Below are 15,170 nucleotides of genomic sequence, written 5' to 3' on the forward strand. Positions count from 1 at the left end.
AACTGGCGGCACGAAACGAGGGTTGCACTTTACTCCTTTCCCAACGAAAACGCCGCAACCACCTATCAGCGAAACGGTTGCACCTGTAGCAACCAAAACTAGGCAATACGTCCCACGTGGATCAGTAATTGCCTGCCCACAGCTGAAACGTTGAAAAAATCCTGAGGTCGCCCCATGTAGCATTCAACGTGCAAGCAAAGGTGCTCCATGAACGATCAGGACATCCACTCCGAAGCTGTCGACGAAAACGCACAATCGGCCACCGGCCTGGTGCTGCCCGCACAAAGGCTGCCGGACAAGCTCTACGTCATCCCCATCAACAATCGCCCGTTCTTCCCCGCGCAGGTGTTGCCGGTGATCGTCAATGAGCACCCATGGGGGCGCACGCTCAAGCGCGTGGACAATACCGAGCACAAATGCCTGGCGGTGTTCTACGTCGATAATCCGCCGGACGAGAACGGTGAGTTCGACGTCGACAGCCTGCCCGAACACGGCACCCTGGTGCGCGTGCACCATGTCAGCGAGGAAGGCGGCAAGCTGCAGTTCGTCGCCCAGGGCCTGACCCGCGTACGCATCCGTAGCTGGCTCAGCCGCCGCGGCCCGTATCTGGCCGAGGTCGAATACCCACAGCCGTCCAACAACCCGCGCGACGAGGTCAAGGCCTACGGCATGGCCCTGATCAACGCGATCAAGGAACTGCTGCCGCTCAACCCGCTGTACAGCGAAGAGCTGAAAAATTACCTCAATCGCTTCAGCCCCAATGAGCCGTCGCCGCTGACCGACTTCGCCGCCGCCCTGACCACCGCCTCCGGCCATGACCTGCAGGAAGTGCTGGATACCGTGCCCATGCTCAAGCGCATGGAGAAGGTGTTACCGCTGCTGCGCAAGGAGGTCGAGGTCGGCCGCCTGCAGAAAGAGCTGTCCGCCGAGGTCAACAAGCAGATCGGCGAGCGCCAGCGCGAGTTCTTCCTCAAGGAGCAGCTCAAGCTGATCCAGCAGGAGCTGGGCATCAGCAAGGACGACAAGAGCGCCGACCGCGAGGAATTCCTCGCCCGCCTCGAAGGCAAGACCCTGCCGGCGCCGGCGCAGAAGCGCATCGACGAAGAACTGAACAAGCTGTCGATTCTGGAAACCGGTTCGCCCGAGTACGCCGTCACGCGCAACTACCTGGACTGGGCAACCGCCCTACCCTGGGGCATTCACGGTCAGGACAAGCTCGACCTGGGCCGCGCGCGCAAGGTGCTGGACAAGCATCACGCCGGCATGGACGACATCAAGCAGCGCATTACCGAATTCCTGGCCGTCGGCGCCTTCAAGGGCGAGATCGCCGGCTCCATCGTGCTGCTGGTCGGCCCACCCGGCGTGGGCAAGACCAGCATCGGCAAGTCCATCGCCGAATCACTCGGCCGGCCGTTCTACCGCTTCTCGGTGGGCGGCATGCGTGACGAGGCGGAGATCAAGGGCCATCGCCGCACCTACATCGGCGCCATGCCCGGAAAGCTGGTACAGGCGCTCAAGGAAGCCGAGGTGATGAACCCGGTGATCATGCTCGACGAAATCGACAAGATGGGCACCAGCTACCAAGGCGACCCGGCCTCGGCGCTGCTGGAGACCCTCGATCCGGAACAGAACGTCGAGTTCCTCGACCACTACCTGGATTTGCGCCTGGACCTGTCCAAGGTGCTGTTCGTCTGCACCGCCAACACCCTCGACTCGATTCCCGGGCCGCTGCTCGACCGCATGGAGGTGATCCGCCTGTCCGGCTACATCACCGAAGAAAAGCTGGCCATCGCCAAGCGCCACCTGTGGCCCAAGCAGTTGGACAAGGCCGGCGTGCCGAAAGCGCGCCTGTCGATCAGCGATGCGGCGCTGCGCGCGGTGATCGAAGGCTATGCCCGCGAGGCCGGCGTGCGCCAGTTGGAGAAACAGTTGGGCAAGCTGGTGCGCAAGTCGGTGGTGAAACTGCTGGAAAGTCCCGAGGCGAAGATCCGCATCGGCGCCAAGGACCTGGAAGAAGCGCTCGGCATGCCGGTGTTCCGCAACGAGCGAGTGCTGGCTGGTACAGGCGTTATCACCGGCCTGGCCTGGACCAGCATGGGCGGCGCTACCCTGCCGATCGAGGCGACGCGCATCCATACGCTCAACCGCGGCTTCAAGCTCACCGGCCAACTCGGCGAGGTGATGAAGGAGTCGGCGGAGATCGCCTACAGCTACGTCAGCTCGCACCTCAAGCAATTCGGCGGCGACCCGACCTTCTTCGACCAGGCCTTCGTCCACCTGCACGTGCCGGAAGGCGCCACGCCCAAGGACGGCCCCAGTGCCGGCATCACCATGGCCAGCGCCCTGCTCTCCCTAGCACGCAACCAGGCGCCGAAGAAAGGCGTGGCCATGACCGGCGAGCTGACCCTCACCGGCCAGGTGCTGCCCATCGGCGGCGTGCGCGAGAAGGTGATCGCGGCGCGCCGGCAGAAGATCTTCGAGCTGATCCTGCCGGAGGCCAACCGAGGCAGTTACGAGGAATTGCCGGACTATCTCAAGGAAGGCCTGACCGTGCACTTCGCCAAGCGCTATGGCGACGTGGCGAAAGTGCTGTTCGACTAAAGAGGGCCAATGTAGGAGCGAGCTCTGCCCGCGAATGTCGGCGAGCCTGAAAAGCTTCGCGAGCAGAGCTCGCTCCTACACCCAGCTGCCCGCCTGTACGGTCGCCACCGACAAGCCAATGCGGCTATGCTGGGCCAGGTTTCGTCGACTGGAGTTCGTCATGCACGCCACCTTGCGCCTGCTTACCCTGCCCGCCCTGGCCCTGCTAACCGCCTGCGCGCATCAATCCGGCACACTGGAGCTGAACAAGGATCGGCAGTGCCCGCTGACGCTCGATCAGGGCCAGCAAATGATTCTCAGCCTGCCCAGCAACCCCACCACCGGATTTCGCTGGGAAATCCGCGATGGCGCAGAGAAGGTTTTGCAAAGCCTCGGCCCGGAGGTCTACAGCAATCCGGAAGACGCCGGGCTGGTGGGTGCTGGCGGCATCTCCACCTGGCGTTTCACTGCGCGCGAAGCCGGTGAAGGCCGCCTGCTGCTGACTTACCAGCAGCCGTGGGAGCCCAACGTACCGCCAGCGGAAACCTTCGATTGTGAATTGCGGGTGAAGTGAAATAGCCGCGCATGGTACGGCTTCTGTGGGAGGGGCTACAGCCGCAACGGCTCGACGTTAGCCGCCGCTGAGATGCTTTCCATAGGGCGGGTGCAACCCGCCACCTAGTTATGGCGGGTTTCACCCGCCCTACAGGCTGAGAATTAGCAAAAGGCATGATCGCTGGTTTCGCGGCTGAAGCCGCTCCTACAAACCGAGGCCTACGCGACCTATGTAGGAGCGGCTTCAGCCGCGAATGCCGCTCCCACATCCGACCTCAGCTCTTGAGCCGGTAGCCGGTCTTGAAGATCCAACCCACCAGCACGATGCACAGCGCCAGGAAGCCCAGCACCATGGCCAGGCTGACGCCGACGTTGACGTCGGATACGCCATAGAAGCTCCAGCGGAAGGCGCTGATCAGGTACACCACCGGGTTGAACAGCGTCACCGTCTGCCAGGCTGGCGGCAGCATGCTTATGGAGTAGAAGGCGCCGCCGAGAAAAGTCAGCGGCGTGACGATCAACGCCGGGACGATCTGTAGTTTCTCCCAGCCATCGGCCCAGACGCCGATGATGAAGCCGAACAGGCTGAAGGTCAGCGCGGTCAGCACCAGGAAGGCCACCATCCAGATCGGATGCTGAATTTCGAAATCGACGAACAGCCTTGCGGTGAGCAGGATGATCAGACCTAGGATCATCGACTTGGTCGCCGCTGCCCCCACGTAGCCAATCAGAATTTCCAGATAGGACACCGGCGCCGAAAGAATCTCGTAGATGCTTCCCGAGTACTTGGGCATGTAGATGCCGAACGACGCGTTGGAGATGCTCTCGGTCAACAGCGCCAGCATGATCAGACCGGGGATGATAAAGGCCCCGTAGCTCACGCCCTGCACCTGGGTCATGCTCGAACCGATGGCCGAGCCGAACACCACGAAGTACAGCGAGGTGCTGATCACCGGCGTGGCGATGCTCTGCAACAGGGTGCGCCAGGTGCGCGCCAGCTCGAACAGGTAGATGGCCTTGATGGCATAAAGGTTCATGCGCGCGACTCCTCCAGCAGTGACACGAAAATCTCCTCCAGAGAACTCTGACTCGACTGCAGATCCTTGAAATCGATGCCGTGTTGGGCGAGATCGCGCAGCAGTTCGGCAATGCCGGTGTTCTCGTGCTGGGCATCGAAGGTGAACACCAGCGCATGGCCCTGATCCGCCAGCTCCAGGCCATAGCGCGCCAGCTCGCTCGGCACGCAGGACAACGGCTGCTGCAGGTGCAGGGTCAGCTGCTTCTTGCCCAGCTTGTGCATCAGCACCTGCTTGTCTTCCACCAGGATGATGCGGCCCTTGCTGATCACCCCGATACGATCGGCCATTTCCTCGGCCTCTTCGATGTAGTGGGTGGTGAGGATGATGGTCACGCCGCGCTCGCGCAGGCGCCGCACCATGTTCCACATGTCGCGCCGCAACTCCACGTCGACGCCTGCGGTGGGCTCGTCGAGAAAGAGAATCTGCGGCTCGTGAGAGAGCGCCTTGGCGATCATCACCCGGCGCTTCATGCCGCCGGACAGTTCCATGATCTTGGCGTTGCGCTTGTCCCACAGCGACAGATCCTTGAGCAGCTGTTCCAGGTAGGCCGGGTCTGGTTTTTTGCCGAACAGGCCACGGCTGAACTTGACCGTTGCCCAGACGGTTTCGAACACGTCGCTGACCAGCTCCTGCGGTACCAGGCCGATCTGCGAGCGGGCTGCGCGGTAGTCGCGGACGATGTCCTTACCGCCGACCAGCACCCTGCCCTCGCCCGGATTGACGATGCCGCAGATGATGCTGATCAGGGTGGTCTTGCCGGCGCCATTGGGCCCGAGCAGGGCGAAGATCTCGCCCTGGCGAATGTCCAGGTCGATGCCTTGCAGGGCAGGATGCCCGGACGCATAGATCTTGTTCAGTTGCTGGATGGAAATGACCGAGTGCACGGTGGGTAGCCCCTTGCCTGCGGAAAACGCCACAGTTTACAGGGCTTGAGACAGCGAGATCAGCGCAGAAGTGGAAAAAACGGCGCACTTGTGGTGCGCCGGGATGCTGCAGGTGAGGTAGGAAACGATCACGGCACTTGTGGCGCCGTAACGATAAGCCCGGCGGCGAGTGCCGCCAGGCGTATTCAGTGGCGTGCGCCTGAACGCACGCATGGCCGTAGGGCGGGTGCAACCCGCCAACTGAGGCGGCGGGTTGCACCCGCCCTACAACGGAGTCAAGAGGCTGCCGGTGGCGATGAAGGCTCGCAGGTTATCCAGCACCAGATCAGCCATCTGCTGGCGGGTCTCGATGCTGCCGCTGCCGACGTGCGGCAACAGTACCACGTTGTCCAGTTCGCGCAGTTCGGCCGGTACCTGGGGTTCGCGCTCGAAAACGTCCAGCCCGGCGCCGCCAATCACCTTCTGCTGCAACGCCGTGATCAGCGCCGCCTCATCGACCACCGAGCCGCGCGCGACGTTGACCAGAAAGCCATCAGGCCCCAGCGCTTCGAGCACCTCGGCGTTGATCAGATGATGGGTGGCCTTGCCGCCCGGGCAGGTCAGCACCAGGAAGTCCGCCCAGCGCGCCAGCGCCAGCAGATCCGGCTCATGCTGGTAAGGGCTGCCCTCGACCGCACGGCGATTGTGGTAACGCACCGGCATGGAGAAACCCGAGGCGCGCAGCGCCACTGCCTCGCCGATGCGGCCGAGACCGACGATCCCCAGGCGCTTGCCGCTGACCCGACGCGCCAGCGGGAACCCGGTGGTGCTGCTCCAGGCGCCGCTGCGCACGAAGCGATCGCCCTCGGACAGACGCCGAGCGCTGTCGATCATCAGGCCCATGGCCAGGTCCGCCACGCAGTCGTTGAGCACGTCCGGCGTGGTGCTGAGGACGATGCCACGATCGCGCAGCAGATCCAGCGGATAGGGGTCGTAGCCGACACCGAAACTGCAGATGGCGCGCAGATTCGGCAGCAGCGCCAGCTGCTCGGCCGTACAGCCGAAACGCGCCGAGGACACCATGTAGATGAACTGCTCGCCGTGCTCGCGCAGGAACGCCAGCGGCTCGGCCTGTTGCCATAGCGCGCTGACCTCGTATTGTTCGGCCAGCTCGCGGTTGAAGCGCTCGCTCAGCGGGCCGATCTGCAGCACCTTGGGTTTGCTCATGGAACCTCCTGTTTCGATCATGCGATTTACAGCAATTTGCCCGGATTCATCAGTCCGGCTGGATCCAGCGCCTGCTTGACTCGAGCCATCAACTCCAGCTCCAGCGGCGCCTTGTAATGCTGCGCGGCCAGGCGCTTGGACTGGCCAAGGCCATGTTCGGCGCTGATGCTGCCGGCATCATGCAGGGTCTGGTCGTAGATCACCCGCATGATCGCCTCGGCTTGCGCCTTGAACACGGCATCCTCGGCGCCGATTGGCTTGCTGATGTTGTAATGCAGGTTGCCGTCGCCGACGTGCCCATAGGCCACGATGCGCACACCGGGGAACGCCTGCTGCAGCGCCTGATCGGTACGCGCGATGAAGTCGGGGATACGGCTTACCGGCACACTGATGTCGTGCTTGAGGCTTGGCCCCTCGTGGTTCTGTGCCTCCGAAATGCCCTCGCGCAACGCCCACAACGCGTGCACCTGCGCATCGCTACCCGCCACCACGGCGTCCAGCGCCACGCCCAGCTCGAAGGCCTCGCCGAGGCCCTGTTCGAGCAGTTCGTTCAACGGCGCGTTGGGCTGGGTGTCGCTCAGCTCGATCAGCACGTACCAGGGGTGCACCTCGGCGAAGGGATCGCTGACACCGGCGACATGGCGCAGGACGAACTCGACGCTTTGCCGCGACATCAGCTCGAAGCCGGTCAGGCGGTCGCCACACAGCCCGCGCATCTGCCCGATCAGCTCGACGGAAGCCTGCGGGCTGGGCAGCGCCACCCAGGCGGTGGTCAAGCTGCGCACGGCGGGGAACAGCTTGAGCACGGCGGCGGTGATGATGCCCAGGGTGCCCTCGCTGCCAATGAACAGGTGCTTGAGGTCGTAGCCGGTGTTGTCCTTGCGCAGGCCGCGCAGGCCGTCCCAGATGCGCCCATCGGGCAGCACCACTTCCAGGCCCAGCGCCAGGTCGCGCATGTTGCCGTAGCGCAGCACGGCGGTGCCGCCAGCATTGGTCGCCAGGTTGCCGCCGACCGTGCAACTGCCCTCGGCGCCCAGCGACAGCGGGAACAGCCGGCCGACTTCGGCGGCGGCCTCCTGCAACTGCTGGAGGATCACCCCGGCCTCGACGGTGATGGTTTCATTGCCCACGTCCACTTCGCGGATGCGCTTCATGCGCGTCAGCGACAGCACGAGCTGCGCCCCGGAGTCGTCAGGGATCGAGCCGCCGCACAGGCCGGTGTTGCCGCCTTGCGGCACCAGGGCGACGCCGGCCTGCGCACACAGACGCACCACCGCCGCCACCTCCTCGGTCGAGGCCGGGCGCAGCACCGCAGCCGCCTGGCCACGATAGGCGCCGCGCCAGTCGCTCAGGTAGCTTTGCATACGCTCGGCGTCAGTGATCAGGCCAGCCTCGCCGACCACCTCGCGCAACGTCTGAATGAGATTTTCGGACAGGCCGCTCATATCAGGTCACCGGCGCCGGGTTGAACAGCACCAGGTCGTTGTGCAGACGCAGGTGTTCGGCGCAGGTCTGCTTGCGCCCGCTGGCCACGTCCAGATAGAGCTGGAAGATGTGCCAGCCCATTTCCTCCAGCGTCATGCGCCCGGAAACGATCTGCCCGGCGTCGACGTCGATCAGATCCGGCCAGCGCTCTGCCAGTTGGGTACGGGTCGCGACCTTGATCACCGGCACCATCGACAGGCCATACGGCGTGCCACGACCGGTGGTGAAGATGTGCAGGTTCATGCCCGCCGCCAGCTGCAGCGTGCCGCAGATGAAGTCGCTGGCCGGCGTGGCGCAGAACCACAGGCCCTTGCCGCGAATGCGCTCGCCCGGGGAAACCACACCGGTGATGGTGCCGTTGCCGGACTTGGCGATCGAACCCATGGCCTTCTCGACGATGTTGTTCAACCCGCCCTTCTTGTTGCCCGGCGTGGTGTTGGCGCTGCGATCGGCCATGCCGCGCTGCAGGTAGCGGTCGTACCAGTCCATCTCGCGGATCAGCGCATCGGCCACCTCGACGCTGGCGGCGCGCGGCGTGAGCAGGTGGATGCCGTCACGCACTTCGGTGTTCTCGGAGAACATCACGGTGGCACCGGCGCGTACCAGCAGGTCGGCGGCCACACCCAGGGCCGGGTTGGCGGTGATGCCGGAAAAGGCGTCGCTGCCGCCGCACTGCATGCCGACCACCAGCTCGGCCGCCGGTACAGTCTCGCGGCGACGCTGGTCGAGCACCTGCAGGCGCTCCTCGATCATGCCCATGATCTGCTCGACCATGCCGGTGAAGCCGGTGCCGGAATCCTGCAGGCGGAACAGCCAGTCTTCCTCGTCCATGCCGTTGGTGAGCTGGTCGCCATCCATCAGCTGGTTGGCCTGCAGCTTTTCGCAGCCCAGGCTGATCACCAGCGCCTGGCCACCCAGGTTGGGGTTGCGGCTGATGTTGTACAGGGTGCGGATCGGCACCACGGCGTCCGGCGCGTTGATCGCCACGCCGCAGCCGTAGCTGTGCGACAGCGCCACCACGTCGTCGACGTTGGGGTACTTGGGCAGGATTTCCTTGCGCACGCGCTCAACCACATGATCGAGCACGCCGACCACGCATTGCACGGTGGTGGTCACGCCGAGAATGTTACGAGTGCCGACGCTGCCGTCCGGGTTGCGGAAGCCCTCGAAGGTGTAGCCCTCCAGCGGCTCGCCCGGCGTAGCCTGGATGGTCGCCTTGGGCAGGTTGTCCAGCACCGGCGGCTCGGGCATGCGCAGCACCTGCTCGGTCACCCAGCTGCCGGCGGCGATGGCTTTCAGCGCATAGCCGATGACCTCGCCATAGCGCACCACCTCGCCACCCTCGGCGATGTCGACCAACGCCACCTTGTGGCTCTGCGGAATGCCTTCGATGGCTTTCAGGCCATCGTCGAACTGACCGCCGACTGCTACGCCCTGGTCATTGACCACCACGCCGACGTTGTCGCTCGGGTGCAGGCGGATATAACGGGGCGAATCCTGATGGGGAATCAACTGCATGATGCTTGCTCCTGTGTGCGCTCAGGATACCGAGCCGGATGTGGAGCCAGAGGCGCCATTGTCCAGTTCGACCCTGTGAATACGGCCGACGATCAGGCCGAAGCTCACGACCGCCAGCAGGGCATTGAGGCCAACATAGGCCAACGCCCAATCGAATGATCCGGTACGGCTTACCAGGTAGCCGATGACGATAGGTGTCGTGATCGCCGCCAGGTTGCCGAAGGTATTGAACAGCCCGCCGGACAGGCCAAGAATCTGCCGCGGCGAGGTATCGGCCACCAGCGTCCAGCCCAGCGAGCCGAGCCCCTTGCCGAAGAAGGCAAGGGCCATCAGCGCCACCACCGCGGCGTCGCTGCCTGCGAAGATGCACAGCACCATGCTGCTCGACAGCAGCAGGCCAAGCACCATCGGCAGCTTGCGCGCCAGGGTCAGCGAATGGCCGCGGCGCAGCATGCCGTCGGACAACAATCCACCCAGCACGCCACCGACGCAACCGCTGATGGCCGGCAAGGCGGCGGCGAAACCGGCGCCGAGAATGCTCATGCCGCGCGCCTGCACCAGATAAACGGGAAACCAGGTGAGAAAAAAGTAGGTAATGGCGTTGTTGCAGTACTGACCGAAGTAAATGCCAATCATCGTGCGTTGCCTGAGCAACAGGCCCAGGTGCCGCCACTGCGAGCCGCCAGCATTGCCACGCTGGCCTTCGAGGTCGATCAACGCCCCGCCTCGCTCCAGGTGCTCCAGTTCAGCTGCCTCGATACGCGGATGCTGACGCGGACCATGCAGTTGCTTCAGCCACAGCAACGACAACGCCAGGCCCAGGCAACCGAGCACGATGAACACCGACTGCCAGCCCATCGCCTGCACCACCCAACCCATCAGCGGCGCGAACACCGCCGTGGCGGCATATTGCGCCGAGCTGGAGATGGCCGTGGCCGTGGCGCGCTCCGCGGTGGGAAACCAGGAGGCAATGATGCGCGCATTGCCCGGAAAGCACGGCGCACTGGCAAAGCCCACCAGCAACCGCAGCAGGAACATCGAGGTCACTGCCCAGGTCGTCGGCAGCCAGCCGACGAAGCCCTGCAGCAGCGTCAGCGCCGACCAGATGAACAGCGCCAGGGTGTACACCGGCTTGGTGCCGAAGCGGTCGAACAGCCAGCCACCGGGAATTTGCCCGATCACGTAGGCCCAGCCGAACGCCGAGAAGATGTAGCCGAGCGTCACCGCGTCGATGCCCAGGCCGGCCTGCATCGCCGAACCGGCGACCGACAGGCTGGAGCGATCGGCGAAGGTGATGGTGGTGACGAGAAACAGCATCAGCAGAATGCTGTAGCGCACCCGACCCGGTTTGGCATCTGGCATCGGCAAGGCTCGTGAGACAGAAGGAAAGTTCAGCCTGTAAGGTGGGCCGGCGTTCCGCGTCAGCCAAGGTCATCAATCCGTAGGGTGGGCTTTAGCCCACCGATTGTAGTCACGGTGGGCTGAAGCGGAACGCCGCCCGGCCCACCCTACAGGATCACGGGACCGCACCAGGCTCAACGCACCATGCAGGGCTTCTTGTTATTGAAGGTCCAACCCGGAATCAGGTACTGCATGGCCACCGCGTCGTCACGCGCACCCAGGCCCTTGGTCTGGTACAGCTCGTGCGCCTTGGCCAGCGCGTCCCAGTCCAGCTCGACACCGAGCCCTGGCGTCTTCGGCACCTGTACCAGGCCACCCTCGATGCGCAGCGGGTTGCGCGTCAGGTACTGGCCGTCCTGCCAGATCCAGTGGGTGTCGATGGCGGTGACGCGACCCGGCGCCGCGGCGGCGACGTGGGTGAACATGGCCAGGGAGATGTCGAAGTGGTTGTTGGAGTGCGAGCCCCAGGTCAGGCCCCAGTCGTTGCACATCTGCGCCACGCGTACGGAACCGGCCATGGTCCAGAAATGCGGGTCGGCCAGCGGGATATCCACCGATTGCAGGGAGATGGTGTGGCCCATCTGACGCCAGTCGGTGGCGATCATGTTGGTCGCGGTCGGCAGGCCGGTGGCACGGCGGAACTCGGCCATCACTTCACGACCGGAGTAACCATTCTCGGCGCCGCACGGGTCTTCGGCATAGGCCAGCACGCCATGCAGGTCGCGGCACAGGGCGATGGCCTGATCCAGCGACCAGCCGCCATTGGGGTCGAGGGTCACACGGGCGTCGGGGAAGCGCGCGGCCAGGGCACGAATCGCCTCGACCTCGGCTTCGCCATGCAGCACGCCGCCCTTGAGCTTGAAGTCGTTGAAGCCGTAGCGCGCATGCGCAGCCTCGGCCTGGCGCACGATGGCTTCGGGGGTCAGCGCTGTCTGGTTGCGCACGCGCTCCCAGGCGTCATCGGCATCGCGCTCATCGCGGTAGCCGAGATCGGTCTTGTCCTTGTCGGCGATGAAGAACAGGTAGCCGAGCATTTCCACCGCATCGCGCTGCTGGCCTTCACCAAGCAGTGCGGCGACCGGCACGCCGAGGTGCTGGCCGAGCAGATCGAGCAGCGCCGACTCCAGTGCGGTGACGGCGTGAATGGTGATACGCAGGTCGAAGGTCTGCAGACCGCGGCCGCCGGAATCACGATCGGCGAAAGCGCGGCGCACCTGGTTCAGCAGCGCGTTGTAGTTGCCGACCGGCTGGCCGACGAGAATCGAGCGGGCGTCTTCGAGGGTCTTGCGGATGCCCTCGCCGCCGGGGACTTCGCCGACACCGACATGGCCGGCGCTGTCCTTGAGAATGAGGATGTTACGGGTGAAGTAAGGGCCGTGGGCACCGCTCAGATTGAGCAGCATGCTGTCCTGACCGGCGACCGGTACGACTTGCAGCTCGGTAATCAGCGGAGTGCCGACAGCGGCAGGAATCTGTGAAGTCATTTAGCGTGCCCCTGTTGTTCTTATGAGGGTTTGACAATTGCTCAATGCCATCGCGCCCGGCCTGCGGAGCGCAAACGGGTGGCCGCTCGCCGAGCGAGCGGCCACCTGCGGCATTATTGCGCGCCTTGCGCTTCGATCAGCTTGGCCAGGGCCTCGTACTCTTCCGGCAGCAGATCGGTCAGCGGAGCGCGTACCGGACCGGCATCGTAGCCAACGATCTTGGCGCCGGCCTTGACGATGCTCACGGCATAGCCGGCCTTGCGGTTACGGATGTCCAGGTATGGCAGGAAGAAATCGTCGATCAGCTTGCCAACGGTGGCGTGATCTTCGGCTGCGATGGCACGGTAGAAGTCCATGGCGGTTTTCGGGATGAAGTTGAATACCGCCGAGGAGTAAACCGGTACGCCCAGCGCCTTGTAGGCAGCGGCGTAGACTTCAGCGGTCGGCAGGCCGCCGAGGTAGGTCAGGCGCTCGCCCAGGCGACGACGGATCGACACCATCAGTTCGATGTCACCAAGGCCGTCCTTGTAGCCGATCAGGTTCGGGCAACGCTCGGCCACCTGCTCCAGCAGGTTGGCGTTCAGACGGCAGACGTTACGGTTGTAGACCACCACGCCGATGTTCACCGACTTGCACACCTGCTCGACGTGAGCGGCAACGCCGTCCTGCGAGGCTTCGGTCAGGTAGTGCGGCAGCAGCAGCAGGCCTTTGGCGCCCAGGCGCTCGGCTTCCTGCGCCATCTGGATGGCAACGCGGGTCGGGCCGCCAACGCCGGCCAGGATAGGTACGGACTTCTCGCAGGTATCTACGGCAGTCTTGATCACGGCGCTGTATTCGTCCGGCGCCAGGGAGAAGAACTCGCCAGTGCCACCGGCAGCGAACAGAGCGGAAGCACCGTAAGGGGCCAGCCACTCGAGGCGGCGCACGTAGCTGGCCTTGTTGAAATCACCGGCAGCATCGAAGTCGGTTACCGGGAAAGACAGCAGACCGGAAGAAAGGATGGACTTAAGTTCTTGTGGATTCATTATGCGAACACCCTGGAAAGCGAGTTGTGAGGGATTACGTCAGCCGAAGCTGTAGAGATACGTTATCGTACAACAACAAAAAAAACACCAGTTTTCGTATCGTCCGTTCGTCGAAGATTTTTGCCCGTGCGCCATACCTGCCCGCAGAACCGGCCCGCAAGCGGCGAAGCTCAGCGTAGAGCAGCCTGGATGATGCTCTCAGAACAGATGCCAGCGCAATCATCATTCGCCATGGGTAGCGTTGACACGCCAACTTCAGGCTGGTACTAATTTCACCAAGTCATACGACAACCTATGACATTCCAATAAAAACAAACGAGGCCCAGGTCATGTCACAGACCTTCACTGCCGCTCCGCCCTGCCATCGCGCTGCCCCTCGCAGCGATGCCAGCAGCCGCACGACCAGCGCGCCCCGCGCAGGCCTCGTTGCCGTCTTTGCCCAAGCTCTCATTTGCTGCAACGAGGATCTTTTGCTGATCCCGGTGCACGACTGAACCGTACCTTCGCCATTGCGGCCAAGGGCCGCGCCACGTTCGGAGCCCCAGCCAAGATGTACGAAGCCTCCCGCAGCAGCACACCCCAGATCGTTGAGATGCAGGTCATTCCGGTCGCTGGCCATGACAGCATGCTTCTCAACCTGTGTGGCGCCCACGGCCCCTATTTCACCCGCAACCTGGTACTGCTCAAGGACAATGCCGGGCGCATCGGTTGTGGCGAGGTCCCCGGTGGCGAAGGTATCCGCCAGGCGCTGGAGCGCTGCCGTGAACTGGTGATCGGCCAATCGGTAGGCCGTTACAACCATGTGCTCAACCGCCTGCGCCAGGCCATCGCCGGCCCGGCCAAGGGGCCGCAGACCACCCAGCACCAGGTCACCTCCGAATCCGAAGCGCGTGTACTCAAGCAACCGCACGAGATCAACCTGCGCCTGGACAACGTGATCACCGCGGTCGAAGCCGCCCTGCTCGATCTGCTCGGCCAGCATCTCGACGTGCCGGTGGCCGAGCTGCTCGGCAGCGGCCAGCAACGCGATCGCGTGCCGATGCTCGCCTACCTCTTCTATATAGGTGAACGCCAGCGCACCGACCTGCCCTATCTCGCTGGCACAGGCTCGGCGGACGACTGGTACCACCTGCGTCATCAGGCTGCACTGACGCCAGAGGCCATTGCCCGCCTGGCCGAGGCGGCGCATGCGCGCTACGGCTTCAACGACTTCAAGCTCAAGGGCGGCGTGATGCGTGGCGCCGAGGAGATGGACGCGATCCGTGCGATCAAGGCGCGCTTCCCCGATGCGCGCGTCACCCTCGATCCCAATGGCGCCTGGTCGCTGGACGAGGCCATCGCCCTGTGTCAGGGCCAGAACCATGTGCTGACCTATGCCGAGGACCCCTGTGGCCCGGAAAACGGCTACTCGGGCCGCGAGGTGATGGCCGAATTCAAGCGTGCCACCGGCATTCCCACCGCCACCAACATGGTCGCCACAGACTGGCGGCAGATGGGGCATTCGCTGCGCCTGGAAGCCGTCGACATCCCCCTGGCCGACCCGCACTTCTGGACCATGCAGGGCGCCGTACGCCTCGGCCAGGTCTGTGAAGAGTTCGGCCTGACCTGGGGTTCGCATTCGAACAACCACTTCGATATTTCCCTGGCCATGTTCACCCATGCCGCCGCCGCCGTACCGGGCCGCGTCACCGCCATCGACACGCACTGGATCTGGCAGGAAGGCGAAGAACGCCTGACCCGCGAACCGCTGCAGATCATCGGTGGTCAGGTACAGGTATCGGACAAGCCCGGCCTCGGCATCGAGCCGGACATGGAGCGGATCATGGCCGCCCACGAGCTTTACAAGAAGGTGGCCAGCGGCGCGCGTGACGACGCCATGGCCATGCAGTACCTGGTTCCGGGTTGGCAGTATGACCCGAAACGTCCCAGCCTCGGCCGCGACTGACTCGCGCG

Annotated in this window: 11 protein-coding genes; 3 read left to right on the forward strand and 8 right to left on the reverse strand. The window is 64.1% G+C overall.

The window, feature by feature from the left end:
• Positions 1 to 207 precede the first annotated feature (207 nt).
• Both lon and B2U07_RS10635 read left to right on the forward strand, forming a co-directional pair.
• Positions 208 to 2,601: an endopeptidase La gene (gene lon / locus B2U07_RS10630; protein ID WP_275546945.1), complete on the forward strand. Its 2,394-nt coding sequence runs from the start codon at positions 208 to 210 to the stop codon at positions 2,599 to 2,601.
• 160 nt (positions 2,602 to 2,761) lie between these two features.
• Positions 2,762 to 3,154 (forward strand): protease inhibitor I42 family protein, encoded by a 393-nt coding sequence (locus tag B2U07_RS10635; RefSeq protein WP_275546946.1) that lies wholly within the window; start codon positions 2,762 to 2,764, stop codon positions 3,152 to 3,154.
• A gap of 256 nt (positions 3,155 to 3,410) precedes the next feature.
• Here B2U07_RS10635 and B2U07_RS10640 read toward each other — a convergent pair whose 3' ends face one another.
• From B2U07_RS10640 to kdgD, 8 genes are all read right to left on the reverse strand, one after another.
• A complete protein-coding gene (locus tag B2U07_RS10640; protein WP_275546947.1) occupies positions 3,411 to 4,172 on the reverse strand; it encodes an ABC transporter permease in 762 nt (253 codons plus the stop codon).
• Complete coding sequence (locus B2U07_RS10645; protein WP_197855053.1) at positions 4,169 to 5,098, reverse strand: ABC transporter ATP-binding protein; 930 nt, start codon at positions 5,096 to 5,098, stop codon at positions 4,169 to 4,171. Before B2U07_RS10645 ends, B2U07_RS10640 begins: the two co-directional genes overlap by 4 nt.
• A 264-nt stretch (positions 5,099 to 5,362) precedes the next feature.
• Complete coding sequence (locus B2U07_RS10650; RefSeq protein ID WP_275546948.1) at positions 5,363 to 6,304, reverse strand: 2-hydroxyacid dehydrogenase; 942 nt, start codon at positions 6,302 to 6,304, stop codon at positions 5,363 to 5,365.
• Positions 6,305 to 6,330: 26 nt separating this feature from the next.
• Positions 6,331 to 7,749 (reverse strand): FAD-binding oxidoreductase, encoded by a 1,419-nt coding sequence (locus tag B2U07_RS10655; RefSeq protein WP_275546949.1) that lies wholly within the window; start codon positions 7,747 to 7,749, stop codon positions 6,331 to 6,333.
• 1 nt (position 7,750) lies between these two features.
• Positions 7,751 to 9,307, reverse strand: coding sequence for a galactarate dehydratase (garD, locus tag B2U07_RS10660; RefSeq protein ID WP_275546950.1), 1,557 nt, complete (start codon positions 9,305 to 9,307; stop codon positions 7,751 to 7,753).
• A 21-nt stretch (positions 9,308 to 9,328) separates the two neighbouring features.
• Complete coding sequence (locus B2U07_RS10665; protein WP_275546951.1) at positions 9,329 to 10,669, reverse strand: MFS transporter; 1,341 nt, start codon at positions 10,667 to 10,669, stop codon at positions 9,329 to 9,331.
• Between the two features lie 173 nt (positions 10,670 to 10,842).
• Positions 10,843 to 12,192, reverse strand: a complete 1,350-nt coding sequence (gene gudD, locus B2U07_RS10670; protein ID WP_275546952.1) for a glucarate dehydratase — start codon at positions 12,190 to 12,192, stop codon at positions 10,843 to 10,845.
• A 113-nt stretch (positions 12,193 to 12,305) separates the two neighbouring features.
• Complete coding sequence (gene kdgD / locus B2U07_RS10675; RefSeq protein WP_275546953.1) at positions 12,306 to 13,217, reverse strand: 5-dehydro-4-deoxyglucarate dehydratase; 912 nt, start codon at positions 13,215 to 13,217, stop codon at positions 12,306 to 12,308.
• 550 nt (positions 13,218 to 13,767) lie between these two features.
• On the opposite strand from kdgD, the gene B2U07_RS10680 reads away from it, so the two are divergent.
• Positions 13,768 to 15,162: an enolase C-terminal domain-like protein gene (locus B2U07_RS10680; RefSeq protein ID WP_275546954.1), complete on the forward strand. Its 1,395-nt coding sequence runs from the start codon at positions 13,768 to 13,770 to the stop codon at positions 15,160 to 15,162.
• Positions 15,163 to 15,170 lie beyond the last annotated feature (8 nt).

This window comes from Pseudomonas sp. UBA7530 (assembly GCF_002479365.1).
Classification (GTDB): Bacteria; Pseudomonadota; Gammaproteobacteria; order Pseudomonadales; family Pseudomonadaceae; genus Aquipseudomonas.

Excerpts from the sequence above, each read along its gene's own strand:
- lon (WP_275546945.1), top strand. The coding sequence starts at position 208 with ATGAACGATCAGGACATCCACTCCGAAGCTGTCGACGAAAACGCACAA.
- B2U07_RS10635 (WP_275546946.1), top strand. The coding sequence starts at position 2,762 with ATGCACGCCACCTTGCGCCTGCTTACCCTGCCCGCCCTGGCCCTGCTA.
- B2U07_RS10640 (WP_275546947.1), bottom strand. The coding sequence starts at position 4,172 with ATGAACCTTTATGCCATCAAGGCCATCTACCTGTTCGAGCTGGCGCGC.
- B2U07_RS10650 (WP_275546948.1), bottom strand. The coding sequence starts at position 6,304 with ATGAGCAAACCCAAGGTGCTGCAGATCGGCCCGCTGAGCGAGCGCTTC.
- B2U07_RS10655 (WP_275546949.1), bottom strand. The coding sequence starts at position 7,749 with ATGAGCGGCCTGTCCGAAAATCTCATTCAGACGTTGCGCGAGGTGGTC.
- garD (WP_275546950.1), bottom strand. The coding sequence starts at position 9,307 with ATGCAGTTGATTCCCCATCAGGATTCGCCCCGTTATATCCGCCTGCAC.
- B2U07_RS10665 (WP_275546951.1), bottom strand. The coding sequence starts at position 10,669 with ATGCCAGATGCCAAACCGGGTCGGGTGCGCTACAGCATTCTGCTGATG.
- gudD (WP_275546952.1), bottom strand. The coding sequence starts at position 12,192 with ATGACTTCACAGATTCCTGCCGCTGTCGGCACTCCGCTGATTACCGAG.
- kdgD (WP_275546953.1), bottom strand. The coding sequence starts at position 13,217 with ATGAATCCACAAGAACTTAAGTCCATCCTTTCTTCCGGTCTGCTGTCT.
- B2U07_RS10680 (WP_275546954.1), top strand. The coding sequence starts at position 13,768 with ATGTACGAAGCCTCCCGCAGCAGCACACCCCAGATCGTTGAGATGCAG.